Origin of the sequence: Nodosilinea sp. AN01ver1, from assembly GCF_050565655.1 — a bacterium.
Taxonomy (GTDB): Bacteria; Cyanobacteriota; Cyanobacteriia; order Phormidesmidales; family Phormidesmidaceae; genus Nodosilinea.
On record NZ_JBNXVS010000018.1, the window covers coordinates 32,856 to 59,292 of the forward strand.

A 26,437-nucleotide genomic window follows, 5' to 3' on the forward strand; every position below is an offset into this window, starting at 1 on the left:
TCCCTCACCCACCTACCCACCCCCTCCCCTCAAACAGCCGTTAGATTGAAACTAATCCCCCATCCCGATCCCCAAGCAGAGCTATGACCGTTGCCGCCTTTCTGATTGCTGGCCTGGTGGCCTTTGGCCTCTCGTTTTGGCTGACGCTGCGGCTACAGCGGTTGCGGCAGTCATTGCAGTCAAAGCCAGCGAGAAAGCGGGGGACAGGATTGCGCTCCCTGGGGCGATCGCCGCAGCGATCTCGCCCTGGCTACCCGTTGGCCTCAGGCCAACCCAGGGGAGTAGACCTCGATCGCCAGGTGCGCGATCTTCTCGATCAGGGCAAGCTGATCGACGCCGTCAAGCGGGTCAGCGAGACCAACGGCTGCAGCCTGCGCGATGCCAAAGCCTACGTTGACGAGCGGTTGCCCTAGGGGCTGCCATCAATTAGCTGCTAAACGTTGAGACATCAAGGGTTACAGCCCCTAGCTTGTCTTTTGAATCGGGCGTGGCAAGGCTCGATATCCCAAGCTTGTGGCCACACTTTTGGCCACAATTGATGACACACCCTAGGGCGCGGCATTCCCGCCCCCCGCCAGGGCAAATCGCGATAAGCTGAAACTAATGTTTGCTTACCCCCTTAGCGACCCATGGCCCTACGCAGCATCTTCACCGCCCTTTTAGTCGCTGGCCTCTGGCTGCTGAGCGGCGCAGGGTTAACCGCCCAGGCGCTGACCCCCATCGATCTCGCCGATATTACCTATAGCCCCTGCCCACCTGAGTACGCCGATGGCATGGTGGCGGCTGGTTCGATTCAAGAGGCCAACTGCTTTTTGATTACGGGCAAAGCCATCAACCGCACCGGCAAGCCTGTGATTGATGCCGATATCTTTGGCCGCATTTACGACGCTAACGACAACCCCGTGATGCAAAACCGGGGGCGACTGGGCGGCATTTCAGAAGTACCGCCGGGGGAAAGCGATTTTGAGCTGCGCATTTCGGTGGCGGCCAACCAACCCGAACCGCTGAAGCTAAAGCAGTTTAAGGCGTCTGGGTTTAGCGCCACCGTGCGCCAGTATTCTCAAACCCCTTCGGCTCGGCAGTAGCCCGTTTAGACCGCGCATAAAAACAAGCACCCGTAGGGTCAAACGGTCGTTTGCCCAGTCCACTAGGGCTAGCTGCAGCGGATTCAGGATTCAGGATCGCACGACAAAACAACTAATCTGGCGGGGCAGGCTCTGCCAGACACCAGAAGCGGATAGTTTCATCAGCGCCGGTGCTGACGATCATGCGGCTGTCGGGGGTAAACGCGATCGCCCGTACGGCCCAGGCATGGCGAAGCTGAACGGTCTGGCGCTGCCCCTGCAGGTTAACCAGGGTGAGGTGGCCGTTGTCGGCCCCGATCGCCAGCCAGTGGCCGTCAGGGCTAATGGTGATTGCGGTAACAGGGCCAGGAGGTTTATAGATCACCAGCCCCTGATCGGGGTTTTCGGCACTCCAAACCTGGACCTGGCCCGCCTGATCACCGCTGATAAGGCGGCCATCGTGGGGGTGACAGGCCAGCGCCGTAATGGCGTGCTTGGGCGCGGTGAGGGTGCGCACGAGACGGCCCGTGGGCAGTGACCAGAGCCGCAGGGTGCGATCGCGCCCGCCGCTAACTAGCAACTGGTTGACGTTATCGACGGCCAAAGCCGTCACCTGGTCCTGGTGATGCACCAGGGTTTTGGGCAGACCGCCCTGCCCCAGCGGCCACAGGTAAATACGACCATCGCCGCTGCCCACCGCCAGCATGTCGTGCTGTGGAAGGCTGAGCAGGGCCGTAATCTGCCAGCCCGACAGCGGTAGTGTTTGGCCGCTGTAGTCGGCCAAATGCCACTGAATTAGCTGGCTATCTTCGCCGCCGCTGATGATCGCGTCGCCTTGGGGGGTAAACACCACGGTTTTGACCGGGCCGCGATGGCCTGCCCCCAGCAGCCCCAGCGATTTGCGAAAGGTGTGAATGGCCTGGCCGTTGGTGCAGTCCCACAGGCGCACCGTGCCGTCGGAGCAGGCGGTGGCGATCGCTCGCCCGCTGGGGCTCATGGCCAGCCCGTTTGCGATCACCCCTGGCAGGCTGAGCGCAAACCGCTGCTCCCAGATAGCCCCCGTAGAATTCAGAAATTTTGCGGCGGCGTTGGAGCGCTGATCGAGCGCATTTTCTAGTGCTAGGCCGCTCCAGCGCAGGTCGGCCAGCACTTCCTGTGCCGTGCTGTAGCGCTCGCTGAGGCGGCGATTAACCATGCGATCGAGCACGCGGCCCAGGGCTGGGCCAACCGAGGCAGGGGCGTAGGGCCGCCACACCCAGGCATCATCGCTGACCGAGTACAGATCAAAGGGATGCAGCCCGGTGAGCAGGTGCAGGCAGGTGACGCCCAGGCTAAAAATGTCGCTGGCGTAGACGGCCTTGCCCAGGGCTTGCTCGGGGGCGGCATACCCAGCGCTGCCGATCACCGTGGCGGTGCGCTTGAGCTGCTCGGGGTCTACAATCGCCTTGGCCGCGCCAAAATCGACCAGGGCCAAGGGCTGCGGCGATGGGGGCGCAATAATATTGGCGGGCTTGATGTCACGGTGAATAACGCTGTGATCGTGAATGTAGGCCAGCACCGGCAGCAGTTCGTAGAGCACTCGCTGCACCAGGGCCTCGCCCCCATTCGTAGACTGCTGCAATAGCTGGTCAAGGCTGGGGCCGGGAATGTATTCCTGCACCAAAAACTGGCCCTGGGCATTGTCAACCACATCCAGCAGCGCCGGAATTTGGGGATGCTGCCCCAGGGTGGCGAGGCGATCGGCTTCGCGGTGAAAGCGCTGGTGGGCATCAGCGCGATCGCTTCTCGCCGGAGCCATCTGTTTAATAACGCAGAGCAAGGGTGGATGGTGGCCCTCTGCGCTCGCCAGGTAGGTGCGCCCAAAGCCGCCCTGGCCCAGCACCCGCTGACAGCGATAGCGTTCATCCACCAGTAGCGGCTGACCACAGGCTGCGCAGGCGATCGCACTATCCTCATTAGTAGGCTGCGGACAAGTAGGATTGACGCAAACAGTGGTCAAAGGATGGCTCTATTCACTATCCAACGATCTGCAACGGTATAGATTTATGCCGGTGGGCAGTACCCACCCTACGTAGGAATGGTAAACGGGGCCTAACCCGCCTACCCATCCACCCCTTTACCCATCTACTCCCTAGGTTGGCACCAGCTCACCGGGGCGCAGCTTGGCCCATTTGCCCTGTTCTTGAACAAAGCTATCGCAGCCAACGACATCAAACTCTTGCTCAACCCCGTCGTCAAGCATGCGAATATTGGCGTTGACAGTTGGATTCACCGCCTCAAAGCTAGGGGAATCGGTCAAATGAGGCTGTCCGTGCAGCGCCTCCACGGCGTGGTAGGTGGTGCAGCGATCGACGTAGTGACAGTTTACACAAATGCACATGGCACGCCCCCGGCAGGAACACGGTAGGATTTAGAGTTGCTCATCCTCAGTCTAACCAGCCCTCAGCCGATTGGCCGTCGGTCTCTAGCAGGAGAAAGCACTAGCCGCAAAAGGCTTTGGCGGTAGGGATGCGTTTTCTGGTAGTCTAGCTCAAGTTTTTTGAATGTCCCGGGCGGGCCAGCCCAGATGTTGCAAAATGAAAACCTCCGGTGAGGTTTCAGGCGTTCTCTGCGTGGCCAGGCTGTCAAGACTAAAAAACCCTGTTGTAATAAAAGGAATGAGGGTTCATTGAATCCAACGCTATCACCCATTTCCCTTGCAGTGGCTACTGAACAATCGGCGCTTTCGCCAAAAACCTGGCCCTTCAGCGTATCGCTACTGCCACAGCAAGCCTACCTAGTGGGGGGAAGTGTCAGAGACGCTCTGCTGCGCCGTCAGGCCGATTATTTAGACCTCGACTTTGTGCTGCCGGAACGGGCGATCGCCACGGCCCAGGGCATTGCTAAACACTATGGCGCAGGCTTTGTGGTGCTCGATGCCGAACACCAGATTGCGCGGGTGGTGTTTGCCAACGCGACGGTCGACTTTGCCCAGCAGGTGGGGCCGACCATCTACTCCGACCTGCATCGGCGCGACTTTACCATCAACGCGATCGCCTACAGCCCCCACAGCGAAACCCTGCTCGACCCCCTCAACGGCTGGGCCGACCTGCAGCGCAAAACCCTCTGCATGGTCGCCGCCGAAAACCTGGAAGACGACCCTCTGCGCCTGCTGCGGGCCTATCGTCAGGCTGCCCAGCTGGGCTTTAGCCTCGACCCCATCACCCAGCAGACCATTCGCGACCTGGCCCCGGCCCTGGGGCAAATGGCGGCTGAGCGGGTGCGCGGCGAACTAGACTGCCTGCTGAGCCTGCCCGAGGGGTCTACCCTGCTAGAGCTGGCCTGGCAAGACGGCCTGCTGCAGGCCTGGCTGCCCGAGGTCGATCGCTCCCACCTGGAGCGTCTGTCCACCCTCGATCAGCTGGCTGCCCAGTACCACGAGCGCTGGCCCGAGTTTTCGCAGCTGCTGCACGGCTGGGTCAAAGAGCAGACGACTCCGGGTCTGCACCGCAGCTGGCTCAAAGCCACCAAGCTCAGCCAGCTCGTGCCCGCCGACCTGGTCAGCGCCGAGGCTAGCCTAGCCCGGCTCAAGTACAGCCGGGCCGAGCAGCAGGCGGTGCTGAGCATTCTCAAAGGTTGGCAGTACTGGCAGCAGCACCAGGGCGACAGGCTGCTGCCTCTCGGTCAGCAGTATCAGCTGTTTAAGCTGTCAGGGGCAGGGTTTGGCGGGGTTGCCCTGCTGAGTTTGGCCTGTGGTATGCCCGAGGCCCTGGTGCTGCCGCTGATTCAGCGATTTCTCACGCCCCATGACCCTGTGGCCCATCCCCAACCCCTCATTACTGGCAAAGACCTGGTGCAAGGGCTTGCCCTCAAACCAGGTCCTAAAATTGGCGAACTGCTGGAGGCTGTTCAGCTGGCTCAGGCCGAGGGGCTGGTGAGCTGCCGCGAAGAGGCCCTGGACTGGGTCAAGCGGCAGCTCTAGCCCCTGTTGACCTAGCTGCCGGGGGTCGTTTCGGTGGTCGGTTCTAGCGCTTCTTCCACTTCGTTAGATTCGGTTACTTCGGCCTCGGTTGCTTCGGCCTCGGTTGCTTCAGAGGTCTCTTCAACCGTTGCCTCGGGAGCCAGCTCTTCGGCGCTGGTTTCCGGGGTGGCTTCCTCAACGGTAGCTTCTATTTCGGCGGGGGCTTCGGTTTCGGCCTCAACGGTGTCGGTGGTTTCTTCGCTTACCGCTGCGGGTTCGGTTTCTTCAACGGTAGTTTCTTCGGTTACCGCTTCAGAACTAGCTTCTTCAGCAGCGGCTTCGACCTCGTCTACGGTCTCTTCGGCAGCGGCTTCGGTGACGGCATCGGGGGTGGCCGCTTCAATGGCGGCTTCACGCTCGGCATCGAGTTCAGCCTCGATCGCCTCAACGTCTACAGCAGGGGCAGCGTCGGGGGTGGCGGCTTCAATGCCAGCTTCACGCTCAGCGTCGAGTTCGGCTTCGATCGCCTCAACGTCTACGGTAGGAGCTTCGGCTTCGGCTTCGGCTTCGGGGGCAACAGCTTCAACGCCTTCGCTGATCGATTCCATTTTGCTGTCTTCGGCTTGGGCGGGCAGGCCCAGGGCCATACCGGCGAGGGTGAGACTACCGGCAGCGAGGGCAAGCTTGCGGTAAATCGTCATGGTTTCTTCTCCTGAAAAAGCGTCTTCCGATGGGGTTGGGGCAGCGGCACTACAAACGTGCTACAAACACTACCGCCAACGTTTGGTGAACTTATCACGGGGTTTGGGGCAGAGCTAGAGGTGTTAAGCAAGAAGTATGAAGTTTTGGTTAAGCGATTGGAATAACTTTGGTTAAGGCAGGTTTGGGGAACTTTACCTGCGGTCGGTACATCTATAGGCGATCCGGCTCTGTTTACTTAAGTTAAGAAACCCTAAAAACGCTACATTACCGAGAGTGGCGATCGCGCTGCTCCCAGTGCGATCGTCTCTGGCCATTCTTTATCTATCTCTACCGATGACCACTGCTCCAGCCTCTTCTACTCAGTACGGCGATCGCGCTATTCTCCAGGCCGCGGTGGAACCGCTGGAGAAGTGGCCTAACCCGTCGGAAAATGTCTACACCATTCACCTGGAGCACCCGGAGTTTACGGCGCTGTGCCCGCGATCGGGGTATCCAGACTTTGGCACGATTGTGGTGGACTATTGTCCGGGGCCGTGGGTGGTGGAGCTGAAGGCGTTTAAGCTCTATGTCAATAGCTTTCGCGATCAGCGGGTGAGCCATGAGATGGTAGCCAATGCGATCGCCGATCGGCTGTGGGAAGAGTTGCAGCCGCGCGGGCTGCGGGTAATTGGAGATTACACGCGACGGGGCGGGGTGAAGACGGTGATTACGGTGAAGAAGGGCGATTGTTCTACGTTTGAGCCCTATACCGCCAACGTTTTGTAATTTTCAATTATTGCCCGTTCATCCCTATTCGCAGGGGCAAACGGCGTTTGCCCAACGCCGCTTCTCGCGCTTTTCAGCTCGTAGCGATGATGGGCCAGGCGTGCTCAAAGTCAGTTGACAAGGGTTGATTTTAAGCGTATTTCAATCCTTCGTAAGTGTTTAGGCCTGGGCACTGAGCGTTTTGGTATCCGCTGCCTCGGCGATCGCCTGTTCGGCCATCTCTTTCAGCCGCTTGATGCGATCTTCCGTCGAGGGGTGGGTCATAAACAGCGTCATCATCCCTTCTTTGGAGAGCGGGTTGATGATAAACAGCGGCGCAAAAGCCGGATTGCCGTGGATAGGCACCTTCTGGCCCATCTCCTCCAGTCGCTCTAGAGCCCGCACCAGCGCCAGGGGATTTTGGGTAATTTCGGCAGCCCCGGCATCGGCAGCGTACTCCCGCGTTCTGGAAATGGCCATGCGCAGTAAACCGGCGGCCATGGGCGCGATCACCAGCAAAAACAGGATGGCGATCGGGTTGTTGCCGCGCCTTCCCCCAGCCCGCGCCACCGGAAAGTACAGCGCCCCAAAGGTGAGAATGCGGCCCAAAAAGGTCAGCGATCCGGCCAGGGTGCCCGCCACCGCCTGGGTGAGGGTATCGCGGTTGCGTACGTGGGTTAGCTCGTGGGCGATGACGGCGTCGAGTTCGTCATCGGGCAGCAGGTCGATAATGCCTTTGGTGAGGGCGATCGCGGCGTGGTTGGGGTCGCGCCCGGTGGCAAAGGCGTTGGGTGACTCCGAGGGCACTACATAGAGCGTGGGGGTGGGAATGTCGGCGCGATCGCACAGTTTCTCCAGCCGTGCAAACAGCTCTGGGGCCTCTTCGCGCGGGGTAGGCTGGGCTTTAAACGCCGCCAGCGCTGCTTGATCTGAATAGTACCAAGAGCCAAAGCTGCTCACCGCCGCAAAGCCCAGCCCGTAGTAAAGACCCGTTTCATCGCCGACCAGCAGATAGCCCGCCAGCACAATCAGCCCGCTGAGCAGCGCCAGCAGCGCTAAGGTTTTGAACTGATTCATTGCCGCCATAGATCGCCCCACCGTACGTGATGTTTACTCTTCAGCATCCCAGAGGCTGGCGCAGCCGAGGTCTACCCAGAGAAAGAAAAGTTGAAAGCGCCGATGGCCCAGGGGGTTAGGCTATGATCAGCCCATCGCGGAGACTGGGGCAACCAATGACCACGCTGCTGATTCAAACTGAAAGCGTGCCTTTAAAGGTCAATTTTCCGACCAGCGCTGAAATGACGACAGCAGAATTTTATGCATTTTGCCAGGCCAATCGTGACCTGCGCATCGAGCGATCGGCCACCGGAGAGGTGATCGTTAGGCCACCGGCCTTTTCGGATACCGGCAACCGCAACCTCAAAATTGCTCAGCAGTTGGCCAACTGGGCCGATGTTGATGGCATCGGCGAAGCCTTTGACTCCAGCGCTGGATTTACGCTGCCCAATGGTGCCACTCGCTCCCCCGATGCCGCCTGGGTGCGCTTGGAGCGCTGGAATGCGCTGACAGAAGCGGAAAAGGCTTCCTTTGCGCCGCTGTGTCCAGACTTTGTGGTGGAGTTGCGCTCTGCCAGCGATGCCCTCAGCAGCCTTGAGGCCAAGATGGAAGAGTATCTGGCCAATGGCGCGGCTTTGGGTTGGTTAATCGATCGCAAAACCCGCCGAATTCACATTTACCGCCCTAATCAAGCAGTGGAAATTTTAGAGAATCCAGACGCGATCTCCGCAGACCCTCAGCTGCCGGGCTTTGTGCTACAAATGGCTCGAATTTGGTGAATGATTTTCTTTGGAATACTTTTGAACTCTGTACTTCGTATTTTTGAAACCAAGACTTCTGTGGAGTGTCTATGTCGCTTCAGGATCTCAAAGAACAAGTTGCCCAACTACCTGCTAAAGATCGGCTGGAGCTTGTGAGTACTATTATTCAGTCGCTTCAGGGAGGGCCACAGCTGAATGATTGGCAATTTTTAGTGGCCCGTCCTCACCCATGGCGGAAACAGCTTTTCATCAAAGGACGTAAGCTGCTGGCTTCTAGTGTCTGGCACGATATGTTGGCTAACGGCATGACTCCAGAGCAAGCGGCTGACAACTGGGACTTGCCGCTTCTGGTTATTCAGGAAGTCGTTCAATACTGTGAGGCCCATCAAGATTTGCTGAGATTCGAATCTGAAGAAGAGCGCCACCGCCTGCAGGACAAAGGAGTTTCTCTTGAGCCTCGCCCTGCTGCTTGACGAAGATAGTCAGGCAAAGTACTTGATTAGCCTTTTGAAGGCAGCAGGTCATGATGTTCAGACTATTAATGAAGCTGGTATCGGAGGTGTTTCGGATGATGCGGTACTCGACTATGCCACTCAGCAAAGCCGAGTGCTGTTAACCCGAAACTGCAGTGATTTTCTGGATTTGCACCAGGTTCCGTTTGCTCATTCTGGAATACTAGCTGTCTACCAAGATGCAGAACCCGCCAAAAACATGAGTTATCGGGCGATTGCAACGGCTATAGGCAACCTTGAAACCTCAGGAGTACCTATAGCTAACCAATTTATCGTGCTGAATCAGTGGAATTATTGAACTTCTCAGCGGCAGCGAGGTTAAATCGGTGAATCAATTAGCCCTGGGTGATCCGCCGGCCTAGGACCGGAAGTATCCCAGAATAAGCGGCGGTCTGAGTCTGCTATTGGCTTGTCGTTGATGCTGGCTTCGCGGCGGCGCATGAGGCCATTTTCGTCGAACTCCCAGTTTTCGTTGCCGTAGGCGCGGTACCACTGCCCGGCGTCGTCGTGCCATTCGTACTGAAAGCGTACGGCGATGCGGTTGTCGCCAAAGGCCCACACCTCTTTGACCAGGCGGTAGTCGAGTTCTTTATCCCACTTGCGGCGCAAAAAAGCGCGGATGGCGTCGCGGCCCTGAAAGATTTCAGCCCGGTTGCGCCAGTGGCTGTCTTCGGTGTAGGCCAGGGCGACGCGGTCGGGGTCGCGGCTGTTCCAGGCGTCTTCGGCCATACGGGCTTTGGCGATCGCGGTCTCTTTGGTGAACGGGGGGACGATGGGGGTGGGCATAGGGGTGGATGGGTAGGCGGGTGGATGAGTAGGCGGGTGGATGAGTAGGCGGGTGGGCAGATGAACCTAGATATCTGGATAGGGTTCACCGAACAGGGCATAGGAAAGGCTGTCAGCCTTGGCCAACAGCCCACGGAGATTGTGAGTCAGGACGAGAGAAAGGGCCCTACCACTTTTTGTAGGGCAGGAATTTGCCATTCATGATCACCTTGACGCGATCGCCCTTTGGATCCTCTTCCTTCTCGACGTCGAGGGTGAAATCAATGGCGCTCATGATGCCGTCGCCAAACTTTTCGTGCACCACGGCTTTGATCGGCATGCCGTAGACCTGCATGATTTCGTAGAAGCGGTAGATCAGCGGATCGGTGGGAATGACCGGATCTAGACCGCCTTTGACGGGGAACTCAGTCAGCGCCTCAATCAGCGAGGAATCGGCTCCCAGCGCTTCAACAATTTTGGTAGCTTCTTCCACCGAGGCGCTGGCCTGGCGGTAGAACACCGAGGCGATCCACACTTCGTCGCAGCCGACTTTGGCTTCGAGATCGGCAAAGCTGAGGCCAGCGGCTTTTTTGGCGGCCAGAAGTTTTTCAGTGATGGGGGAAACAGTCATAGTTGGATCCTTTCAATTACGTCTAATGGTCAAACTTTCATAGCCACGCTCCCGGTAGCTCCCGGTAGGGTGGGCACTGCCCACCAATCAGCCGAGCAATTGTGCAGTCACTCTCTGGCTCGGTTGCATTGGGAGCATCAGGGGGAACCGGGCCGAATGGGATTGTGTATCCCTAGAGCGGGGTGGTGGGCAGTGCCTACCCTATGGGGATTTCCGGCTTTTCTCTTTCTGAGGAAGAGAAGGTGCCTAGCAGGGTTCTCCAGCATGTTGCCACAGCGGGCGGTGGGTTACGGCGGAGCGGAGATAGAGGGGTGGAGCCAGGGTTTAGTGGCCGCCTAACCCACCCTACGGGTTGTCCAAGGCTTACTCACCTAACCACCTGACCCGCCTACCCATCCACTCATCCACCCCTCTACTCATCCACCCACGCGCTCGGCCTCCACGGCGCGGGTCTCGCGAAACAGGTGGCTCTCCATCTCGGCTTTGAGGGCATGGTAGGCGGGGTGCTGCTCGATAGTTTCGCGGTTGCGGGGCCGGGGGAAGGGCACCTCCAAAATTTCGTCGATGCGGGCGGCGGGGCCACGGGTCATCATGATGATGCGATCGCTGAGCAGCAGGGCTTCTTCGATGCTGTGGGTAATCATGATCACGGTCTTGCGCTGCTGTTCCCAGATGCGCTCGATCTCATCCTGCAAAAAGCCGCGAGTGAGGGCGTCGAGGGCACCAAAAGGCTCATCCATTAGCAGCATTTGGGGGTTGATGGCTAGCGCCCGGGCGATGCCGACCCGCTGGCGCATGCCGCCGGAGAGTTCGTGGGGGTGCTTGCGCTCGGCCCCGGTTAACCCCACCAGCTGAATGTGCTCTTTGATGATGCGATCGCGCTTCTTGGCCGAAATCTTGGGGTCCACCGTTTCCACGGCAAACCGCAGGTTTTCTTCCACCGTCATCCAGGGCATCAGGGCGTAGTTCTGAAAGACCATGCCCCGGTCTGGCCCCGGCCCGGTGATTGGCGCGCCGTTGAGCAAAATCTCGCCGCTTGTGATCGGGCTGAGGCCCGCGATCATATTGAGCAGGGTCGATTTGCCGCAGCCCGAGGGGCCGATGATCGACACAAAGGTGTTGGGCTCAATATCTAGATTGATGTCCTGAATGGCGATGAAGTCGCGGCGGGTTTTGCCGCTCAGCTTGCTAAACAGGTCTTTTTTGCCGGGGAAGACCTTAGCCACATTGCGAATGGATAGCTGGGCTGTCTGCGATCGCGCCCCAGCGGGCGCAGCAGTATTTATGGGAGCAGTACTCATGAGTTTCGACCAAATGCAACAAATTTCTCCAGGGCGGCAAACAGGCTATCCAGCAGCAGCCCCGTCAAACCAATAATGAAAATGGCTACCAAAATATTCGGAATCGACAGGTTGTTCCACTCGTTCCAGATGAAGTAGCCCAGGCCAGTGCCCAACAGCATCTCCGCCGCCACAATCACCAGCCAGGCAATCCCCATGCTGATCCGCAGGCCGGAGACAATGTTCGGCAGCGCCGCCGGAATAATCACCTTCCAGATCGTGCGCAGGCGCGAGGCCCCCAGGGTTTTAGACACGTCCAGGTAATCCTGGTTGACGTTGGCCACCCCAAAGGTGGTGTTGATCAGCGTTGGCCAGATGCTGGAAATAAAAATAATGAAAATGCCGGTCTTCTCAGAATCGCGCAGCAGGTACAGCCCCAGGGGCAGCCAGGCCAGCGGCGAGATAGGCTTGAGCAGCTGCACGTAGGGGTTAAACGCCTTGTAGAGCACGGGCGAAATGCCGATCAAAATGCCCAGGGGCACGGCCACCAGCGAAGCGGCAATGTAGCCAATCGCCACCCGCCGCAGGCTGATTAGCAAATTCCAGCCGATGCCCAGGTCGTTGGGGCCGTTGTCGAAAAAGGGGTTGGTCACCCACCACCAAAACTCTTTGATTGTCTCGGTGGCGGTGGGTACCCCCTTGACAAACCAGCCCGCCTTGGCCCCAATTTCCCAAAACAGCAGAAATAGGCCCAAAGAAAGCATAAACAGCGCAAACGCTCTGACGTTTTCGTTGTGCCAGATCGGAGTGGCCTGTCGCTCTGCTACCAGTAGTCCGGGCGTGCTATGACTCGCCGCCATGATTCGATACCTCCTAAAAACTGCGCCGATTGCGAATGTGGCAGATCCGGGCGGCCGCTCAAGTAAGGGCAGAGGCCGCCTGGGCTGCACGGGGCCTATTTACCAAATTGCTCAACCTGACCTTTGACATAGTCTGCCGAAGCAGTGGGGTCAAAGGTGTCGAAGGCCAGCGTTTCGGTGCGATCGGTCTCAAAGGGGGGCTGCTGGCCCAGCTCCAGGGCTAGCTCGCGGGCCAGGTCGGTCAAAAAGACCTCCTCGCCAACCTGGTCAATGTCGCTGTTGCTAACGGTTTCAGGGGTGTTGCCTTCGCCCATCAGATCCCAGCGCACCAGCTGTGCGGAGATCCACTTGGCGAAGCTCTGCCAGGGGTAGGGGTCAAAGCCGATGCGATCGGGTACCGATAGGGTATTGCCCTGGCCATCGTCAAAGTTGCCGGTGAGCACGGCTTCAACCACCTCGGGGGGCTGGTTAAGGAAGGCGCGATCGGAAATAGCGGCGGCAATTTCGGGCCGGTTGGCGGGGTCTTGGGCGTAGGCGGCGGCTTCGATAATGGCCTTATTCAGCGATCGGAAGGCGTTGGGGTTGGCGGTGATCCACTCGTCGCTGGCGGCGAAGGCGCAGCAGGGGTGGCCATCCCACAGGTCTTTGGTGAGCATATGAATGTAGCCAGCCCCCTCAAAGACGGCCCGCTGGTTAAACGGGTCGGGCATCAGCATAGCGTCAATATCTCCTGCAATCAGCTGGGCGATGCTGTCCGGCGGGGGCACGGGGCGAATCTGCACATCGACGTCGGGGTCGAGGCCGCCGGAAGCCAGGTAGTAGCGCAGCAGCAGGTTGTGCATCGAGTAGGGGAAGGGCACCCCAATCACAAAGCCCTTAAAGTCTTTGGGACCGTTGACGTTGCCCTTGTGGCGCTCAGCTACGGTAATGGCCTGGCCATTGATGTTTTCAATGCTGGCCAGCTTGACGCCAAAGGCGGCAGAACCCAGGCCCAGGGTCATGGCGATCGGCATAGGGGCCAGCATGTGGTAGGCGTCGAGTTCGCCTGCGATCGCAGAGTCGCGCACCGCCCCCCAGCTCGGCATCTTCACCACCGAGGCATTAAAGCCATACTTTTCGTAGAAGCCCAGCGGCTCCGACATAATGATTGGCGTGGCGCAGGTAATGGGAATAAAGCCCACCTGAATGTCGGTCTTCTCCAGGTTGCTGGTATCAATGGGGGCCGTCTCGGACTCTTCCGCTGCGGGTTCATCGCTGCCGCCCGCGCAGCTGGCCAGGGTGACCAGAGCCGCCCCCACCGCCATATTCTTGAGAAACTCGCGCCGGGTCGCGCCGCTGTTGCGCACCGAGTCGGCAAAAAACAGACCCGCCTGGGGGCCAAAGGCCGCCGCAAAGGCGTTCTCCAGGCCGCCCGCCTGCTGACAGAGCGCCAGAATCAGTTTCTCGCGCTGGGGATCGTTGCGGCCCACCCGCTTTAAAAACAGCGCCTTGCGCAGCTCGTAGGCGTTGACGGTGTCGGCGGCGCGCAGCTGGTTTTGCTTGTAGATCCCCATCTTGACCAGGTCGTCGACCATATCGACTGGGTCCTGGGGCATGGTGGCCATAAACTGCGAGTGGTCCCCTGTGAAATGCACAATACCGCAGGTTCTACAGGGTTGCCCCGGCAACATCAGGGAGGGTGATGTGCAACTCAAACTGCCCCAGTCGCTTAGCGACTTTGCTACTGCTGAAATGACCATAAATGGATAGTTGAACGCGACAAAAACCTTTCCCTAACCTACCTGAGCGCTCGACCTAACAAAGTGTAGAGACTGCTCGGTTCCTTAACCATCTAGATCGATCACCTAGACTGTGAAGGCTAGCTTACCCAAGCTACTCAGTAAATTTACCAAGCTCAGATCCAAATTACATTGGATCATTTTTGGGACATCGTAGGACTTTCTTTTGGAGTTAATTTTTAAATCCGAAATCAAGTGCTAATTTGTTGTTTCAGCTACAGATTGTTGCCTCCAAGCCTGGGGAGAAACACCGTGAAACTGACGAAACTGTCGAGTAAAATAACTTGCATCGCTGTAGCCCGTAGTCTCAGCAATGTGTCGCACCGACTGGTCGGTGGTAGTCAGCAGGGTTTTGGCCTGGGCTATGCGACGCTCAATAATCCACTGTTTGATGGTACGCCCGGTGTGCGACTGCACCAGGTTGGTGAGGTAAGCGGGAGAGTAGCCGACCTGCTGGGCCACGTCGTTGAGGCTGATGGGCCGGTGGTAATGGGCTTCAATAAAGTCGAAAACGCTGGCCAATTTGGGGTCAGCCGGGAAAATGGGGTGAAGAGACTCTGCGGCTAGCTGTTCCGACTGTGCAGGCGCAGTGCTGTAAAGCTCCAAAATTTCGGCCTGGCGCTGTAGACGGCTGTTGATGGCGGCCAAAAACTGCTCAACGGTGCAGGGTTTGGTCAAATAGTCGTCGGCCCCAAGTTCCATGCCCCGGCGCAGGTCGGCCATGGTGACTTTGGCAGTCAGAAAGATCAGCGGAATGAGGGCGGTCTGTCGTGACTTGCGGAGGGTAGACAGTACCGAATAGCCATCCATATCGGGCATCATGATGTCGCACACCACCAGGTCGGGGCTGTGCTGCTGGGCCATCGCTACCCCGCTGGTGCCGTCGCCAGCGCCCACCGCACGAAACCCTTCAAATTCTAAACATTTGAGAAAAATACTGCGGGTTTGAGCTTCATCTTCAATGATGAGAATGGTCTTCACAATACTGTCAATCCATAGACCAGCGGCTGTTGAATTGGCCTGACTCAGAACCTAATTTCAAAATCTAGCTACCCACTAAAAATATGTAAATACGGAACTGCTACAGCTTTCTAAAAGACAGCCCTCAGCCTGCGAATATGTGCTGCCTCAACTCAAATCTATAGTCATAGGAGGCGGCGTTTTCATCGTCGAAGTGGTGCCAGAAATCGAGATATTGGGTTGGAGATTGAGTCAGAATGTTGCACCAGGCGGTTACTATTTGAAAGCGATCGCATCTCTACAATCCTTTAGTAAACCTTAAGTAGTCAAGCTGTTGTATAGATCGATACATTCTGCTTTGGCTGAGGACAAAATAAGGCCCAGAACGATAGTTCAATGCCGCCGTGACTGAGGCGCTGAGCGCACCCAATTATGCCCGGATTAGCATCAAGATGACCCAAACCTACTGGCTGCCCCCTCGACAGGCTGCCGCCGCCGCCCCCCTGGGGCAGGAGCTAGAGCACCTGCGCCGTCAGCACCAGCTCATTCTCAATGCGGTGGGTGAGGGCATCTACGGGCTCGACCTCGACGGCAACGTCACCTTTGTGAACCCCGCCGCCGCCGATATGATTGGCTGGTCGACCGAGGAGTTGATTGGGCGATCGATGCACGCGGTCATGCACCACTCTCTGGCCGATGGTCGCCCCTATCAGCGGGAGGCCTGCCCAATCTATGCGGCGTTTCAGGACGGCAGCGTGCGGCATGTGACCGACGAGGTGTTTTGGCGCAAAGACGGCACCAGCTTTCCGGTAGAGTACATCAGCACGCCCATGCGCGACGAGGACGGGCGGCTGATTGGCACGGTGGTGACCTTTCGCGACATTACCCAGCGGCGCTGGGCCGAGCAGATTTTGCAGCGGGCCAACGAGGAGCTAGAGCAAAAGGTGCAGGAACGCACCGCCGAGCTGCAGGCGGCGAACCAGCAGCTGCGGCAGCTCAGCGACATGCGATCGCGCTTTGTCTCGATGGTCTGCCACGAGTTTCGCAACCCGCTCAACAATATCGCCCTGACGGTGTCGTCGCTCAACCGCTACGACACCCAGCTGCGCCCCGACGAAAAAACCGACTACCTGCTCACCATCAACGCCAACGTCGAGCGCATGACCCAGATGATCGATGACATTCTAGTGATTGGCAAAATTGAGGCCAAGGTGCTGGAGGTCAACCCCAAACCGCTGGATCTGGTGGTCTTTTGTCAGGAGCTGCTGGCCGAGGGTGACTACCGCCGCCCCCAGGCCCCGATTCAGTTTGTTAGCCGCAGCCGCCAGGTGCTGGCCTGCCTGGATGAGCGGCTGCTGCGATCGATCCTTAGCAACCTGCTGTCGAACGCGATTCGCTACACCCCCGACTCAAATCCAATCTGGCTCAAGCTGGCTAAGCAGCGAGGGCAGGCCATCCTTAGGGTGCAGGATGAGGGCATTGGCATTCCTGTGGGCGATCGCAGGCAGCTGTTTGAGCCCTTTCACCGGGGCCAGAATGTCAGCAACATACCGGGCACGGGGCTGGGACTGAGCATTGTGAAGCAGTTTGTGCAGCTACAGCAGGGCACCATCAAAGTCACCAGCCGGGTGGGGGCGGGCACCACGTTTACGGTTAGTCTGCCTGCGTAATGGGTTTACTGAAGGGGTGGTTCAGCGCCTGAAGCCTAGTGGATTTTGGATCCGCTATTTGCTGCTGTGTAGCGATCGTCCCTAGGGTCAACGCCAGAGCGGCTAGCCTGTGCCACAATTAGCGCCGTGTGATGGAGAGATGACATTGTGACGCAGCGCGTGATGCAGCCAGGCTTTTTATTGATGGCCATCGCTGGGTTCGTTGGCAGTTGGGGGATGCCCAGCGTCTTGGCCTATGCTCAGGTCGAGCCCCCTGCCGTTGAGCCGCCTGCTGTCGAAGTGCTGGACGTTGAAGCGCCGCCTGAAGCTGCTACCCCAGCTGACGCGACCGAAAATGCTGCACCTCCAGCCTCCAACCATCGGGCTCGGCCTGGTCGGCGGCCTGAGCATGTCCCTGCTATACCGCCGCTGCCGCCCTCCCAGCGGCTCCGGGTGCTGCCGCCCGTCGCCCCGGAGGATGCTGCCGGGGAGGCCACCGCTGGAGGTGACCCCGCCGAGCAGATTGCCCCAGCCGTAATCGAGCTGTCGCCCACCGGACGCCCCCCCAGCCCGGTGGTGTTTTTGGCCATGCAGCAGGAGCTTAGAAACCTGATTGGTCGCTTTGAGAGCGCCCTGATCATGGCCAGTTCTTTAAATGCGCCGACGGCGCTGACGCTGCCCGCGCAGCCGCCCGCGCTGAGCGCCGCCAATCAGGCCAAGCTCACCGAAGGCACCTACCTGCACCCCGCCTTGGAAGACGCTCAGCAGCTCTTAAACGAGTGGGACGCGCTGCTGGCGGCGGGTAAGCACAGTGAGTTGCGCGATCGCTGGCTGGCTACCCGCACCGCCCTGTGGGACAACTTTGCCACCGATCGCCCCATCGATCAGGGCGAAATTCGGGCCGTGTGGCTCGATCGCGGCACCATTGTGCAGGCCAAGTCGCCCCAGGGGCTGAGCGCCATCTTCGACAAACTGGCTGCCGCTGGCATCAATACCGTCTTCTTTGAAACCGTGAACGCAGGCTACACCATCTACCCCAGCCAGGTGGCCCCCGAGCAAAACCCCCTCACTCGCGGTTGGGATCCGCTGGCTGCCGCTGTGGAGCTAGCCCACCAGCGCGGCATGACCCTGCACGCCTGGGTGTGGGTGTTTGCGGCGGGCAACCAGCGCCACAACCGCCTGCTCAACCAGCCCGCCGACTACCCCGGCCCGGTTATCTCCCAGCACCCGACCTGGGCGGGCTATGACAACAGCGGCAACCGCATTCCTCGTGGGCAAGACAAGCCCTTTCTCGACCCCGCCAACCCCGAGGTACGCAGCTACCTGACCCGGCTGATGACCGAAATCGTCACCCAGTACGAGGTCGATGGCCTGCAGCTCGACTACATTCGCTACCCCTTCCAAGACCCTGGGGCCAACCGCACCTACGGCTACGGCGACGTGGCCCGCTGGCGGTTTCAGAGCACCAGCGGGGTTGACCCGCTGACCCTGAACCCCCGCGCCAGCGGCCTCGATCGCAATCAGGAGATTCAGCAGCAGGTGCTGTGGCAGCGCTGGACTGAGTTTCGAACCCAGCAGGTAACCTCGTTTGTAGAGAGCATTTCCAGTACCCTGCGGCGGCAGCGCCCTGGCCTTATCATCTCGGCAGCGGTATTTGCCAACCCTGAGCACGAACGCCTCCAGCGCATTCAGCAAGACTGGGGCACCTGGGCGCGGGCCCACTACCTCGACTGGATTGTGCTGATGAGCTACGCAGGCGATACCAGCCGCTTTGAGCGCATTGTCTCCCCGTGGCTGGTGAATGAATCGTTTGGCTCTACCCTGGTCATTCCCGGCATTCGCCTGCTCAACCTGTCGAATGCTGCCACTATCGACCAGATGCAGGCCAGCCGCGACCTGCCCACTCCCGGCTATGCTCTGTTTGCCACCGCCGACCTGAATGCTGAGCTGAATGCGGTGCTGGCCCAGACCCAGGCCCCGGTCGGCAACGGCAGCCAGCCCGGCCCCACCACGCCCTACGCTATGGCCTTTAGCCGCTACGAGGCGCTTCAGCGCGAGTGGAGCTGGCTACTCACCCAAGACCGTCTGTGGATGGAGGGCGGCAAGTTGGACCCCTGGATTGAGACGGTCAACGCGCTGGGCACCGAGTTTGAGACCCTGACTCAAGAGCCGTCGCGCCGCCACCTGGCCAATGTCAAGGCCGGACTCGCTAGAGTGCAGGAGCCGCTGAATCAGGGAGTGCTGATCGACACGGCCAACAGCCGCTACCGACTGCGATCGTGGCAGCATCGGCTGGCTGCGATCGAGCAGTTGTTGACGTATGGGGAGAGAACTCAGCCCTAATCCTTTGAACCATAAACTAATACCAAGCAGCAGAAATTATAAATCGGGGTTCTAGAATGTGTGAGTTTTGGAGTAATCTGCTGAGCCAGTTTCAAATTTCCACCTTAGAATCTCATGCACCTGAGGTTTTAACTGAAAGGGAGCTAAGAAACTTTGAACTTCAAGCAGGGATGCTACCACTTCAATACAAAAACTTTTGCAAAACGTTTGGTTCATCACTAATACCTGCTTCAGGAATGCAACTCTTTTGCCCAAATGCAGATTTGTCTGAAATGCATCTTTACCCATTCAGATTAGAGCTTGAAGAAGATTTTCTTCCAACGCATGACCTGAGCCAATTAGAGGAAAGCCTGAAATCCCTCATCAACATTTTAATGGCAGGCACTCCGCTCGTTTTTGGAACAGACCCTAGCGCAAGAATTTACTTATTCGACTTAGAGTCTTATTTGGAGCTTGACAAAAGTTGCGATATCTGGTGTGTTAGCTTAGATAGCTTTGACGATGGATCAATCTTGATGGGCAGAGATTTTCGTGATTTTTTCACGACATATTTTCTGGGATTGTATGGATCTCCGAGAGAATCCAGAGAACTTATAGAGCCAATCTCCCCTGAAGACTACAATTTGGTGAGATTTAACTCTCAAGAGGTTTTAAGAGATGCAAAAAATTATTAGTTGTATATCATAGCTACAGCCGTTTGAGTCTTCTGTAGGTTGGGTGAAACGAAGTGAAACCCAACACCAAATTTTGTTTTGTTGGGTTTTGCTAACGCGCTACCCAACCTACAGGTTTAAGCAGCGAGTTTTGCTACCATTTCGGCTCGTGACGACACGTTGAGCTTGCGAAAGATGCGTTTTAGCGCCTGCTTGACGGAGTTTTCGGTAATCCAGAGGGCGGCTCCGATTTCTTTGTTGGTGAGTCCTTGGGCGACGAGTTCAACAATTTCGGCTTCGCGGGGGGTGAGGCGGCTGTGGTCTAACCCCGACTCGGGCTTGGCCCGCAGTGCCGCCAGCTTGGTCGATAGGTGCAGACACAGCGCCCCCAGGTCGGCCAGATTGTCAGCATTAAAGGCACCATCGTCGCGGTGGCGGGTGAAGGCGATGCCGCCTACCAGCTGCCCCTCACTGACGATTGGCCCTGCCATGACGTGGCCGTGGTCGGCGCGGGGGCACAGGGTTGGCCATACTCCCGGCGGCAGCACCACCTCATCGTGCACAGCGGCATGGCGCTGCACCAGATAGCGCAACACCGGGTTGTAGTCTAGCGATAGGGCCAGGCGCATTAGCCTGGGCGAATTTTGATCGACGGTGGGAAACTCGCTGGCAAAATTTAGGCTCCAGCGGCGGGCCGCGAAGTAGTCGCCCAGCTGCGCCATGATTCGCTGCCTGAGGTCGGCCTCGGTTTGGGTTTGGGCGATCGCACTAAACAGCGCCTGGAGCGAACCAGGTTGGCTAGAGATGTCCATAGGTATAACCCCCTGGCAAAGTGTACCCGATCGAGGTCTATTGCTCCGAGCGCAACCTCTTTATTGTGAAGAACAGCTGGGGAATGAAGCGTGGTTTGTTCCCTACCAATCTATCTCTATTGTGCTGCTCGTGATGACCTCTATTGCAAATTCTCCTGACTCTAGTGCAGATCAGCTACTTAGTGAAACACCGCCTGTAGCTCGATCAGCGGTGCTTGGTTTTTATGCCGTCGCCATACTTTTCAATCTCTGTTTAGTAGCGCAGCTGCTGAGCGTTGGCCTGGCCTATTTTTATGACCCCGCCTGGTGGAACCTTCATGTTTGGCTGGTGCGGGGCTACGGTGGGCTGTCGCTCATTCTGCTGGTTTGGGCCTGCTGGCTGCCGTTTTCTCAGCGCATAAGAGCCTTGGCCATTAGCCTGACTGTGCTACTGGGGCTACAGTTTGCAACCGTTCACATGCCGCTGCCCCTGGCTATTTTTCACCCATTAATTGGGTTTTCGCTATTTTCAATATCGGCCACGCTAGTGCATCGGGTAAAGCACATGCTGTCGCCTCAATCCGCTGCCCATAAGGCTTAACTTTACTGAGGAAATTGCTGTGAACCGCTACGCAAATCCCGATGTTCTAGTCGATACTCAATGGCTTGAAGACCATCTTCACGATCCCAACCTGCGGATTTTAGAAGTGGATATGAGCCCTGAACCTTACGAGAAATCCCATATTCCAGGCGCGGTCTTTTTGAATCCAATTACTGATCTGCTGCGGCCCGATCTGCGCCTCAACACTGACCCCGATGCCGTGAATAATTGGCTATCGCAGATGGGCATCGGCCCTGAGACAACTGTGGTGGCCTACGGCAGTGATCCTGGTACAGGGGCCTGGATTTTTTGGTTGCTTCAGGCCGTTGGCCACCGGCAGGTCAAAGTACTCAATGGCGGCTACCAGCGCTGGATGGCTGAGGACCGCCCGGTGGCAAATGCGCTGACAATGGTTGCGCCCACGCAGTATTCTGCCAAGTCTTTCGACGCCAGTTTTCGAGTGCTTTTAGCAGAGGTTGAGGCGGCGATCGCAAACCCTAACCAGGTCTTGTTAGATGTTCGCACCCTGCCTGAATATCAGGGACGACTATTCTTAATGAAGCCGCCCAAAGATGCAGAGCGGGCAGGGCATATCCCTGGAGCCATTCATCTAGAGCATACGCTGATGCTCAACGACGATGGCACCTTTAAGCCAGTCGAAAAACTACAGGCGCTGTTTGAGCAGCGAAGCATTACGCCCGATCGCGAGGTGTTTCCCTACTGCGCGATCGGGGGGCGATCGGCCTGTGTGTGGTTTGTTTTGACCTACCTGCTGGGCTACCCCAACGTTCGCAACTACGATGGCTCATGGAACGAGTGGGGGCGTCTGCCCCATACTCCTGTCGAGACTAGAGCCAAGCCTAGACCTGCTAGTCGCCACCCACGCTGATAGGGGTGCCTACAATGTCTGCCCCGGTTAAATTAGCGTCGAGAAACGAGGCTCCGTTGACTTCAGCAAAGTAGACAGAAGCATCGGTCAGATTGGCTTCGTCAAGAGTCGCATCTTGGAGCAGGGCATTAGTCAGAAAAGCGCTAGTCAGGTCGGCCCCGGTGAGGTCGGCACGGCTGAGATCGGCCCCTTCTAGGTTGGCTTCAACCAGGGTGGCCCCCTGCAAATCGGCGTCGCGCAGGTCGGCCCCAATCAGGTGGGCCTGGGTCAAATCTGCGCCTGACAGGTCACACCCCTGACAGAGATTGGTTTCGAGCAGCTGCTGCACGTGAGCCGGGTTTTCGGCCTGTACAGGCATAGCAAAAGCTACAGGAATAGCGGCTGCGGCTCCAGCTAGTAGAGAGAGTTTCATGGAGGTGTCCTCCGGATGTGGATAATGGGTGCCAGCACAAGGTTCAAAGGCTCGCTCCTGGGGCGATCGCTCTTTGGCCTGGCTGGCGTCAGTAGTTCGCTGCGATCGCCCCTAGGTCTTGCCCCTGAGTCTCACGTGTGCCTCGCCATTGGGCAATAAGGTAGGCAAGCAGGATGGACGACGCATCTACACTCAAACTATATCGGCCACACTGGCCCCTGCCATCAGCAGTAAGATAGGTCTTGCGCCTGTGCTACTCCTCGATCGTAGCCCTTTCTTTGGGCCATTGGGGCAGGATATCCGTACCGTAAAGAATCGCAATTTTCCTATGCTCACCCTCATTCACAAGCTCAACCCCAACCAGGTTGAGCAGCTGCATCAAATGTACTTGCAAGAATGGTGGAGCAAGGAACGCGCCCTGGCCGATGTGCCCACGCTGCTGCACAACAGCGACCTGCTCTTTGGCCTTTGGGATGAGGAATCGCAGCGACTGGCGGCCTTTTGCCGCGTGCTGACCGACTGGGTCTACCGGGCGATTGTCTTCGACGTAATTGTGGCGGCAGACTATCGCGGGCAAGGCTTGGGGACCAAGCTGATCGAGCATGTGACCACCCACCCGCAGCTAGCTCAGGTGGAGTGCATTCAGCTGTTCTGCACACCCGAGATGCAGCCGTTTTATGAAAAATATGGCTTTACGCAGGCGCAGCAGACGTTGATGGTGCGGCCTTGTGGAGAGTAGGGGAGTGGATGGGTAGGCGGGTGGATGAGTAGGTGGGTGGATGGGTGGCTATGCTATCGAGTACAGGCAGCTCATGTATGGGCAAACGACGTTTGCCCATACATGAGCTGACGCACTAATCATTTTCATTTTGAACTTTGCATTTTGAACTCTGCGCAGGGGTACTAGGCAGAGTTATCTATAACTTCAGACTCTGGTTCAGGAGCCTGCAAGGCAGGGGGAGCAGGACAGACAATTTGCAAAGACTCCTGAGTCTGGGGGTGGGGCAGCTCTAGTCGGTAGGCGTGCAGATGGTAGCCAATGTCGCCGGGGACGGGAATTCGGCCATCCTCATCGGGTGCGACGGGTAGCGGTATGCCCCCTGGGCCGTAGAGTGGATCGCCCAGCAGCGGATAACCCGCTGCGGCCAGGTGAATGCGAATTTGGTGGGGTCGCCCGGTGCGAATGGTGACCTCTACCAGGGTGGAGTCGGCAGTGCGTTGTATAACTTTCCCTTCGCTATAGGCGGGCAAACCGTTTGGGCTAGCAGCATACACATAGCCCAACACCGGATGATCGACTTTGCCGATCGCCGTCGTCAGCGTAAACACATCGGGCAAGTCGCTAGCCCCCACCAGCGCCCGGTAGGTCTTGCGAATGGGGTGCGGAGCCTGGGGATCGGCGGCGGTAGCGGTGGACTCGCGCAGCTGCCGACTCAGCACCGATCGCGCCAGAGTCGACCTACCCAAAATCATCACCCCCGACGTACCCCGCCCCAGCCGATGCACCGGAATCGGCGGATTCTCTGGGTAGCACAGCTTGAGCTGGTGCAGCAGCGTGTGAGTCAGAAAGTTGCTCCCCGGCAGCACCGGCAAACCCGCAGGCTTAGCGATCGCCACCAAATCCTCATCCTCATACAGCACCTCAAACGCCAGCGGCACTTCCGGCTCTTGCCACGGTGGGCGGTGGTAGGTCAGCGTTTGCCCCGGCTGAAGGCGATCGTCTGGGGCGACAGAATACCCATTCTGGCGGATCTGGCTGGAGAGGATGCGATCGCGCCATTCTTCGCGACTGGAGTGGCGGTAGCGATTTGTGTAAAAGTCCAGTACCGAAAGATTCGCTTCGGCGGGGGTGATGCGATCGCGGTAAACCCATCCTTGGTTCATTCTTGTTCCATCGTGGAGAATGCCTTAAATGGTGCATTGCGGAGGGGATGGTGCATTGCTTCGCGAATGCACCCTACGAGATGGTTAAGAGCGATCGCAGTTGCCAACAGGTCACTTTGCAGAACAGAGGTTTAAACTGGCCCATCGACCCATCCTTTCCGTGAGGTGAAGGACGGCGGAACGTCCTTCTCGATGGGGGTCTGGGGCCAGCGAAATGGCCCCAGCGGTAGGCTTGGCGTTTCACCGATAGCTTCCACTCAACGTTATCTGAAAGACTGTGAATCACCAAAACCTAGTAGGGCAGACGACCGTTTGCCCCTACAGCAAACAACCCATGTCCAACATAAGGCTAATGGTGCGTCGCAAAAACTGATTAGGGCAAACAACCGTTTGCCCCTACACCAATCGCTTCACCCGCTCCTTCGCCTCCGCCCGAATCTGCTTCACCCGCCGAAACAGCTCCGTTCCGGTATGGATATAGCTCTCCTCATAGCTCATCGTAAACCGCTCCAGCTCATCCAGCCCATCCTCCAGCAGCCCCAGACAGTGGTACAAATCAGCCGCTACCCCTGCCGTACTCGCCGGGTTCGCCATCGAGTTAAACTTGCCCTGAGCCTGCCCCAGCCACGTGCGCCCCTGCTCTAAATACGCCATGAACCCCTCCATCAGCTCATCGTCGAAGGGGTCAGCCGAGAGCTTGCGAATCTCTGCCCTTAGCGGCGACATAATCTTGCCCACCAGTCTATCTACCGGGCCGTACACCAGCTTCAGCCAGGCATCTTCTCGCGCCTCAGACGACTGCGTAGCCTCCCGCGCGTAGCGATACACCTCCTGCGCATCAGCCGTGCGCTTGGCCCGATTGGCAGCACTCGTCACCGGATCCACCGTCGCCACCCCCTGGCGCTGCTGGTCGTAGACCGTGCGCCGCGATGGGTCACCAATCACCTCGTAGGCGGTATTGATACGGGCAATGCGATCGTGCGACGCCTGATCGCTCTGGCTGTCGGGGTGATACTGCTTCGCCAACCGACGGTAGGCGCGCTTAATCTCTGCCTGGGTTGCCGTCTCGTTAACGTCGAGGGTTTGGTAGTGGGTCTCTTTTGCCATAGGGCCATTGTAGAAGAGACCGGCGGTAGAGGGGAGGGGCGGCGTTCAGGAGATGGGGAGGTGAGGGGTTAGCGGAGGTTATTGGATTTGGAAGGCAGGACAGGGGGAGCGGATTGGGGTGGAAGAGGGCGATTAGCGATCGCGGTACCCAGCAGCACCAGCCCGCAGCCCAGCCCCATCGAGGCGGTGACCGTTTCGCCCAGCCACAGCGCCCCCCACACCATGGCAAACAGCGGAATCAGGTAGCCCACCGTCAGCGCTCGGGTCGAGCCCAGGTGAGCAATCAGCCGAAAGTACAGCAGGTAGGCCAGGGCCGTAGACAGCAGGGCCAGGGCCACGACCGCCGCCATACTCTGGGTCGAGGGCATAGCCTCAGGAGTTGTGAACGGCAGCAGCGGCAGCAGCACCAGCGCGGCCCCCGCCAGGCTGCCAGCCGCAATCACCAGCGACGGCACCTCAGCCAGATGACGGCGTACGTAGGGAGCCGCGATCGCATAGCAGCAGGCCGCCCCCAGCCCGGCCACCATCGCCAGTCCATAGCCGCTGGCATCCATCGCCGGTTGCCAGCCCAGCAGTACCACTACCCCCACAAACCCAGTTGCTAAACCCGCAAACTGCGCCACTGAGTAGCGCTCCCGCAGCCAGACCAGAGCGATCGCTGTGCCAAACAGCGGCGCGGTAGCATTCAAAATCGAGGTCAACCCTGCCGGTAGGGTCAGGGTGGCGAAGGCCAGCAGCACAAAGGGCAGCGCCGAGTTGAGCACCCCCACCACCAGCAGAGGTCGCCAGAGGGCCAGCCCAACCTGCCATTTTCCCTGCCGCATCAGCAAAGGCACCAGCACCGCACTGGCCAGCACCAGCCGCAGCTCAATCAGCCACACCGGGCCAAACTCCGGAGCCGCCACCCGCATAAACAAAAACGAGCCGCCCCAGACGGCGGCCAGCAAAACAAACTCCACCACCGCCTGCCACCGTTTCATGCCGCTGCCTCTTTCCTGTCAACAATGCGGCCCAAACCGCCAACGGTTCGACCAGCTCACTACAAGTCCAAAATC

At 58.3% G+C, this 26,437-nt stretch carries 29 protein-coding genes and 1 pseudogene; 14 read left to right on the top strand and 16 right to left on the bottom strand.

From position 1 onward, the window contains the following. The first annotated feature begins 83 nt into the window (after positions 1–83). A complete protein-coding gene (locus tag ACQ4N7_RS15060; RefSeq protein ID WP_430712326.1) occupies positions 84–413 on the top strand; it encodes a hypothetical protein in 330 nt (109 codons plus the stop codon). 216 nt (positions 414–629) lie between these two features. Then, positions 630–1,085 (top strand): hypothetical protein, encoded by a 456-nt coding sequence (locus ACQ4N7_RS15065; protein WP_430712327.1) that lies wholly within the window; start codon positions 630–632, stop codon positions 1,083–1,085. A gap of 112 nt (positions 1,086–1,197) precedes the next feature. Here ACQ4N7_RS15065 and ACQ4N7_RS15070 read toward each other — a convergent pair whose 3' ends face one another. The 3 genes and pseudogenes from ACQ4N7_RS15070 to ACQ4N7_RS15080 form a co-directional block, all read right to left on the bottom strand. Continuing rightward, positions 1,198–2,973, bottom strand: a complete 1,776-nt coding sequence (locus tag ACQ4N7_RS15070; RefSeq protein WP_430712398.1) for a protein kinase domain-containing protein — start codon at positions 2,971–2,973, stop codon at positions 1,198–1,200. A 12-nt stretch (positions 2,974–2,985) separates the two neighbouring features. Beyond that, a pseudogene (locus ACQ4N7_RS15075) lies at positions 2,986–3,063 on the bottom strand (4-Cys prefix domain-containing protein); the annotation flags it as partial. 132 nt (positions 3,064–3,195) lie between these two features. After that, complete coding sequence (locus ACQ4N7_RS15080; protein WP_430712328.1) at positions 3,196–3,444, bottom strand: Ycf34 family protein; 249 nt, start codon at positions 3,442–3,444, stop codon at positions 3,196–3,198. 321 nt (positions 3,445–3,765) lie between these two features. Between ACQ4N7_RS15080 and ACQ4N7_RS15085 the strand changes: the two genes are divergently transcribed. Next, positions 3,766–5,025 carry a CCA tRNA nucleotidyltransferase gene (locus ACQ4N7_RS15085; RefSeq protein ID WP_430712329.1) on the top strand — a complete coding sequence of 420 codons (1,260 nt, stop codon included), beginning with the start codon at positions 3,766–3,768 and terminating at the stop codon, positions 5,023–5,025. 11 nt (positions 5,026–5,036) lie between these two features. Here the strand turns inward: ACQ4N7_RS15085 and ACQ4N7_RS15090 are convergent, their stop codons facing one another. Next, the gene (locus tag ACQ4N7_RS15090) at positions 5,037–5,705 is read right to left on the bottom strand and encodes a hypothetical protein (RefSeq protein WP_430712330.1); all 669 of its coding nucleotides are present in this window, start codon (positions 5,703–5,705) and stop codon (positions 5,037–5,039) included. Between the two features lie 334 nt (positions 5,706–6,039). Between ACQ4N7_RS15090 and queF the strand changes: the two genes are divergently transcribed. Beyond that, a complete protein-coding gene (queF, locus tag ACQ4N7_RS15095; protein WP_430712331.1) occupies positions 6,040–6,471 on the top strand; it encodes a preQ(1) synthase in 432 nt (143 codons plus the stop codon). A 159-nt stretch (positions 6,472–6,630) separates the two neighbouring features. Here the strand turns inward: queF and ACQ4N7_RS15100 are convergent, their stop codons facing one another. After that, positions 6,631–7,536: a M48 family metalloprotease gene (locus ACQ4N7_RS15100; RefSeq protein ID WP_430712332.1), complete on the bottom strand. Its 906-nt coding sequence runs from the start codon at positions 7,534–7,536 to the stop codon at positions 6,631–6,633. 146 nt (positions 7,537–7,682) lie between these two features. Here ACQ4N7_RS15100 and ACQ4N7_RS15105 point away from each other — a divergent pair, with 146 nt between their 5' ends. The 3 genes from ACQ4N7_RS15105 (at position 7,683) to ACQ4N7_RS15115 (ending at position 9,077) form a co-directional block, all read left to right on the top strand. Continuing rightward, a complete protein-coding gene (locus tag ACQ4N7_RS15105; RefSeq protein WP_430712333.1) occupies positions 7,683–8,285 on the top strand; it encodes a Uma2 family endonuclease in 603 nt (200 codons plus the stop codon). Between the two features lie 71 nt (positions 8,286–8,356). After that, complete coding sequence (locus ACQ4N7_RS15110; RefSeq protein WP_430712334.1) at positions 8,357–8,740, top strand: hypothetical protein; 384 nt, start codon at positions 8,357–8,359, stop codon at positions 8,738–8,740. Beyond that, positions 8,718–9,077, top strand: a complete 360-nt coding sequence (locus ACQ4N7_RS15115; RefSeq protein ID WP_430712335.1) for a DUF5615 family PIN-like protein — start codon at positions 8,718–8,720, stop codon at positions 9,075–9,077. Before ACQ4N7_RS15110 ends, ACQ4N7_RS15115 begins: the two co-directional genes overlap by 23 nt. A 20-nt stretch (positions 9,078–9,097) precedes the next feature. Here the strand turns inward: ACQ4N7_RS15115 and ACQ4N7_RS15120 are convergent, their stop codons facing one another. The 6 genes from ACQ4N7_RS15120 to ACQ4N7_RS15145 all read right to left on the bottom strand — a co-directional run bounded on the left by ACQ4N7_RS15120 (position 9,098) and on the right by ACQ4N7_RS15145 (position 15,074). Beyond that, positions 9,098–9,565: a DUF1348 family protein gene (locus ACQ4N7_RS15120; protein WP_430712336.1), complete on the bottom strand. Its 468-nt coding sequence runs from the start codon at positions 9,563–9,565 to the stop codon at positions 9,098–9,100. A gap of 166 nt (positions 9,566–9,731) precedes the next feature. After that, positions 9,732–10,175, bottom strand: coding sequence for a cyanase (gene cynS / locus ACQ4N7_RS15125; protein WP_430712337.1), 444 nt, complete (start codon positions 10,173–10,175; stop codon positions 9,732–9,734). A gap of 416 nt (positions 10,176–10,591) precedes the next feature. Beyond that, complete coding sequence (locus ACQ4N7_RS15130; protein WP_430712338.1) at positions 10,592–11,476, bottom strand: ABC transporter ATP-binding protein; 885 nt, start codon at positions 11,474–11,476, stop codon at positions 10,592–10,594. Beyond that, positions 11,473–12,315: a nitrate ABC transporter permease gene (ntrB, locus tag ACQ4N7_RS15135; protein WP_430712339.1), complete on the bottom strand. Its 843-nt coding sequence runs from the start codon at positions 12,313–12,315 to the stop codon at positions 11,473–11,475. Before ntrB ends, ACQ4N7_RS15130 begins: the two co-directional genes overlap by 4 nt. 95 nt (positions 12,316–12,410) lie before the next feature. Continuing rightward, positions 12,411–13,985 (bottom strand): ABC transporter substrate-binding protein, encoded by a 1,575-nt coding sequence (locus ACQ4N7_RS15140; protein WP_430712340.1) that lies wholly within the window; start codon positions 13,983–13,985, stop codon positions 12,411–12,413. A gap of 306 nt (positions 13,986–14,291) precedes the next feature. Beyond that, a complete protein-coding gene (locus ACQ4N7_RS15145) occupies positions 14,292–15,074 on the bottom strand; it encodes a response regulator (protein WP_430712341.1) in 783 nt (260 codons plus the stop codon). Positions 15,075–15,505: 431 nt separating this feature from the next. Between ACQ4N7_RS15145 and ACQ4N7_RS15150 the strand changes: the two genes are divergently transcribed. The 3 genes from ACQ4N7_RS15150 (at position 15,506) to ACQ4N7_RS15160 (ending at position 19,719) form a co-directional block, all read left to right on the top strand. Further along, entirely contained in the window at positions 15,506–16,723 is a 1,218-nt protein-coding gene (locus ACQ4N7_RS15150; RefSeq protein WP_430712342.1) for a PAS domain-containing sensor histidine kinase, read from the top strand. Between the two features lie 147 nt (positions 16,724–16,870). After that, positions 16,871–19,045 (top strand): family 10 glycosylhydrolase, encoded by a 2,175-nt coding sequence (locus ACQ4N7_RS15155; RefSeq protein WP_430712343.1) that lies wholly within the window; start codon positions 16,871–16,873, stop codon positions 19,043–19,045. 56 nt (positions 19,046–19,101) lie between these two features. Continuing rightward, positions 19,102–19,719 (top strand): hypothetical protein, encoded by a 618-nt coding sequence (locus ACQ4N7_RS15160; RefSeq protein ID WP_430712344.1) that lies wholly within the window; start codon positions 19,102–19,104, stop codon positions 19,717–19,719. 116 nt (positions 19,720–19,835) lie between these two features. On the opposite strand, the gene ACQ4N7_RS15165 is transcribed toward ACQ4N7_RS15160, so the two are convergent. Further along, the gene (locus ACQ4N7_RS15165) at positions 19,836–20,510 is read right to left on the bottom strand and encodes a helix-turn-helix transcriptional regulator (protein WP_430712345.1); all 675 of its coding nucleotides are present in this window, start codon (positions 20,508–20,510) and stop codon (positions 19,836–19,838) included. Between the two features lie 133 nt (positions 20,511–20,643). Between ACQ4N7_RS15165 and ACQ4N7_RS15170 the strand changes: the two genes are divergently transcribed. Next, positions 20,644–21,090 carry a DUF6220 domain-containing protein gene (locus tag ACQ4N7_RS15170; protein WP_430712346.1) on the top strand — a complete coding sequence of 149 codons (447 nt, stop codon included), beginning with the start codon at positions 20,644–20,646 and terminating at the stop codon, positions 21,088–21,090. Positions 21,091–21,109: 19 nt separating this feature from the next. Continuing rightward, on the top strand, positions 21,110–21,979 hold the full coding sequence (locus ACQ4N7_RS15175) for a sulfurtransferase (protein WP_430712347.1): 870 nt from the start codon (positions 21,110–21,112) through the stop codon (positions 21,977–21,979). On the opposite strand, the gene ACQ4N7_RS15180 is transcribed toward ACQ4N7_RS15175, so the two are convergent. Beyond that, positions 21,960–22,391, bottom strand: a complete 432-nt coding sequence (locus tag ACQ4N7_RS15180) for a pentapeptide repeat-containing protein (protein WP_430712348.1) — start codon at positions 22,389–22,391, stop codon at positions 21,960–21,962. The two genes, ACQ4N7_RS15175 and ACQ4N7_RS15180, sit on opposite strands and share 20 nt — an antisense overlap. Before the next feature lie 24 nt (positions 22,392–22,415). Between ACQ4N7_RS15180 and ACQ4N7_RS15185 the strand changes: the two genes are divergently transcribed. After that, on the top strand, positions 22,416–22,550 hold the full coding sequence (locus tag ACQ4N7_RS15185) for a hypothetical protein (protein ID WP_430712349.1): 135 nt from the start codon (positions 22,416–22,418) through the stop codon (positions 22,548–22,550). Between the two features lie 169 nt (positions 22,551–22,719). Beyond that, positions 22,720–23,130: a GNAT family N-acetyltransferase gene (locus ACQ4N7_RS15190; protein ID WP_430712350.1), complete on the top strand. Its 411-nt coding sequence runs from the start codon at positions 22,720–22,722 to the stop codon at positions 23,128–23,130. Positions 23,131–23,294: 164 nt separating this feature from the next. Here the strand turns inward: ACQ4N7_RS15190 and ACQ4N7_RS15195 are convergent, their stop codons facing one another. The 3 genes from ACQ4N7_RS15195 to ACQ4N7_RS15205 all read right to left on the bottom strand — a co-directional run bounded on the left by ACQ4N7_RS15195 (position 23,295) and on the right by ACQ4N7_RS15205 (position 26,362). Further along, on the bottom strand, positions 23,295–24,275 hold the full coding sequence (locus ACQ4N7_RS15195) for an RluA family pseudouridine synthase (RefSeq protein WP_430712351.1): 981 nt from the start codon (positions 24,273–24,275) through the stop codon (positions 23,295–23,297). Positions 24,276–24,671: 396 nt separating this feature from the next. After that, on the bottom strand, positions 24,672–25,382 hold the full coding sequence (locus ACQ4N7_RS15200; RefSeq protein ID WP_430712352.1) for a J domain-containing protein: 711 nt from the start codon (positions 25,380–25,382) through the stop codon (positions 24,672–24,674). 68 nt (positions 25,383–25,450) lie between these two features. After that, positions 25,451–26,362, bottom strand: coding sequence for a DMT family transporter (locus ACQ4N7_RS15205; protein WP_430712353.1), 912 nt, complete (start codon positions 26,360–26,362; stop codon positions 25,451–25,453). Positions 26,363–26,437 lie beyond the last annotated feature (75 nt).